The 2,868-nt window shown below is 28.1% G+C and carries 4 protein-coding genes; all 4 read right to left on the bottom strand.

Translation table 11 applies throughout. The annotated features are described in order from the left end of the window. Nucleotides 1–169: 169 nt before the first annotated feature. The 4 genes from ES676_RS14500 to ES676_RS14485 are packed head-to-tail and all read right to left on the bottom strand — an operon-like array spanning nucleotide 170 to nucleotide 2,554. On the bottom strand, nucleotides 170–1,027 hold the full coding sequence (locus ES676_RS14500) for a hypothetical protein (protein WP_148371039.1): 858 nt from the start codon (nucleotides 1,025–1,027) through the stop codon (nucleotides 170–172). Between the two features lie 2 nt (nucleotides 1,028–1,029). Beyond that, nucleotides 1,030–1,470, bottom strand: a complete 441-nt coding sequence (locus tag ES676_RS14495; RefSeq protein WP_148371038.1) for a hypothetical protein — start codon at nucleotides 1,468–1,470, stop codon at nucleotides 1,030–1,032. 33 nt (nucleotides 1,471–1,503) lie between these two features. Continuing rightward, nucleotides 1,504–2,082 carry a tetratricopeptide repeat protein gene (locus ES676_RS14490; RefSeq protein ID WP_148371037.1) on the bottom strand — a complete coding sequence of 193 codons (579 nt, stop codon included), beginning with the start codon at nucleotides 2,080–2,082 and terminating at the stop codon, nucleotides 1,504–1,506. A gap of 43 nt (nucleotides 2,083–2,125) precedes the next feature. Next, nucleotides 2,126–2,554, bottom strand: coding sequence for a hypothetical protein (locus ES676_RS14485; protein WP_148371036.1), 429 nt, complete (start codon nucleotides 2,552–2,554; stop codon nucleotides 2,126–2,128). Nucleotides 2,555–2,868 lie beyond the last annotated feature (314 nt).

The raw sequence follows: 2,868 nt of genomic DNA, 5'->3' as shown, positions 1-2,868 counted from the left end.
TAGCCTATGCTTAAAATAGTAGGTAGCTTCAATTGGTGTAAAGAGCAATTGTTGAGATGAACGTTGAACCGCCGTATACGAGACCCGTACGTACGGTGGTGTGAGAGGCGCACTGGCAATCATTCGATTGTCAGCCGTCTACTCGATTACCACACGTTTTTTATTTAATTCAACTATTTTCCATATATTTCATTACTCCAAATCTAAATATACTTGCTAGAAAACATATTAAAGCAACCCAAAATAAAGGGTTTTTAATACTAAATTTTGGATTATTTCCGAGTTGTTTTCTTAAAGAAAAAAACATTATTATTACACCAATTATAAATGGTATAAAATGTTTCGACAAATAATAAGTCAGAGGTCGTTCAAATTCTATTCCCATAATTGTTTCTCCGTTTCCTTTTTCAAATATTGAAAAAAGGATTAAAAAAATTAATGGATAACCAATTGATTTTATTGTAATTTCTTTTTTAGATTTTGGTGCTAAAGTTAAATAATGATAATATGCATAAATAATAAAAAACCACAGAGAAAACCCGACCTTTATAGCCATATAAAATGTGAATATTATAGCAACTATAGTTACCATTCCTACAATAGATGTAGCTCGATCTTCTTTAGGTAATTCTGTTTTTTCAATTTCTTTATTAGGAAGGTTTTTTTTCTCAAATTCAGAATATTTACTCTTTAATTTGTCTAAAAAATTGACTTTCTTAATTTTAAATTTGTCATCAGAATTTTGAGATTTTGTCTTATTTAAAAATCTAGGCTTTTTAAATATATTTTTTATTGATTGGTCATTTATGAATATGAATAAATAGATCCCAATACCTATAGTTATTATAAAAAACATTAAATAATTGTCATAATCAAATGTAGTTCCGAAAATATCTACATTAAAACCATTTAACGGAATATCAGGATCTCCGTTATGACTGTAATTTTTTAATAATCCATATATTAACATTATGGAAGAAGATAAAATTATTAAAAAGGATATTTGTTTATCTTGAAATTTTTTCATTTTTATCGTAAATATTGCTCTGGTTTAATTTTGAAAGTATAAAACTCATTCCCTTTTGAATCTTTATAGACATTATTTATTATAACTTTTAAAAGTTTGTACGCTTTGTCATTTCCTTGATTTTCTTTTGCTCTTTTAATTTGGTTAATCTCAATTGCTTTTAGAGAGTTTATAACTTCATTTTTATTCTCAATATCAGGTGTAATGTCAGTTAGAATATAACTGTAAGTAATTATGCTATTATCTGAATCGTAAGTAACTTTTTCAGCAATAGTATATTCATCAACCTTTCTTGGTAGTTTTTCTGTTTTGTTTGTTAATTCAACAACGTTTTGCAAGTATTCAGTTGCTTTGTTGCGTTCGCTATTATTTTGGCAACTAAAAGTAAAAGCAATTAGTAAAATTAATAGAATAGATTTTCTCATTTTGTTTATGTTTTTCATAGGTTTATTTCAAGTGTTTAATATATTTTTTGCTTAATATTTCCATAATTCTTTTAGTTTCCAAAATTTTCCAGCTTCCTTAAAACCATTTTCATTTGATTTTTTTGTCCAAAAAGCGGCTTGTTTTTTATTGATTAATGTACCATCTCCAAAATAATACATATATGCAATATTCAATTGAGCCTTAGCGTAACCTTGTTCAGCACTTTTTTTGTACCAATAGAATGCTTTTTTTTTATTACTGGGTATTCCTTCTCCTAAATAGTACATTATTCCAAGATAACATTGAGCAAGTGCAACGTCTTGTTCAGCACTTTTTTTACACCAATAAAAAGCTTGCCTTTTATCTATTAAAGTACCATTACCTGTTTTATACATATGACTCAGGTCATATTGTGCCATTGCGTATCCTTGTTCTGCACTTTTCTTATACCACTTAACCGCTTGTTTCTTATTAGTAGGTGTACCTTTTCCTAAGTCATACATTATCCCAAGTCGGTATTGAGCAACTTCATTTCCTTGTTCAGCACTTTTTTTTGTTTCATTAAAATTTTGACCTAGTAATATTTGAGTAAAAATAATTGCACAAATAATTGAGATAAATTTCTTCATATTTTTTTTGAGGATATTTTATTTATATCATTTGATATTATTCCTACAACTTATTATCAAAATAAACATTCAGAAAACAGGCATCTTTGTCTATTGTAATTTCATAAATAAGCCTCTTTTCATAGTCTTTATATTTCAGGTCAGTTAGTTTGACATAGTTTAATTCCTTTAAAACTTTAATCCAATTATTTACTTCAGAACTTGGTTCTATAATTTTATATGAACTACACATATATTTTCCATCTATTTCTAAGTCAAAATAGATTGCCTTATACTGAACAAATTTTCCACTTATTTTGTTCTCTAAATCTTTTTCTAAAACAATATATTCAGTTCCAGAACTTGTTTTACTTTCTCTTAAAAAGCTTTCTGAATATGCTTTAAGTGCTTCTGTTTTTGTCATACCAATTTGAGCTTTTGTTGTCAAAAAAGTAAATCCAAATATTATGATTAATATTATTTTTTGTTTCATATTTTTTCAAATGTGTGGTAACGGACGAGTGTATGAGCAGTAGCCATCACAGACGTTAGTAAATAGAGATAAAATTAATAATTAAACAACTGCAATAGTAAAAATGCTTAACAGCTATTGCTTATACATATTGTGTGTGCCCAGTATGGGCATCTTTAACTTACAGCAAAGTAAGTAATTAATCTAGAGGGTGCAAGTCCCTTATGCGCTGGGGTAACGCCTAGAAGCATTAGTAAGTCGCAAGGGTGGTAACTGCAAAGTTACATCTGAAGAAAGCGAGACTACAAAACTCGGTACTGACGAACAGAAACCGT

The organism is Bizionia saleffrena (assembly GCF_008086175.1).
In the GTDB taxonomy this organism is placed as follows: Bacteria; Bacteroidota; Bacteroidia; order Flavobacteriales; family Flavobacteriaceae; genus Bizionia; species Bizionia saleffrena.
The sequence above is the reverse complement of the archived record's forward strand: the minus strand, read 5'-3'. Positions and strand labels throughout refer to the sequence as shown.

Coding starts and splice junctions, on each gene's coding strand:
- ES676_RS14495 (WP_148371038.1), bottom strand. CDS start 1,470: ATGAAAAACATAAACAAAATGAGAAAATCTATTCTATTAATTTTACTA.
- ES676_RS14500 (WP_148371039.1), bottom strand. CDS start 1,027: ATGAAAAAATTTCAAGATAAACAAATATCCTTTTTAATAATTTTATCT.
- ES676_RS14490 (WP_148371037.1), bottom strand. CDS start 2,082: ATGAAGAAATTTATCTCAATTATTTGTGCAATTATTTTTACTCAAATA.
- ES676_RS14485 (WP_148371036.1), bottom strand. CDS start 2,554: ATGAAACAAAAAATAATATTAATCATAATATTTGGATTTACTTTTTTG.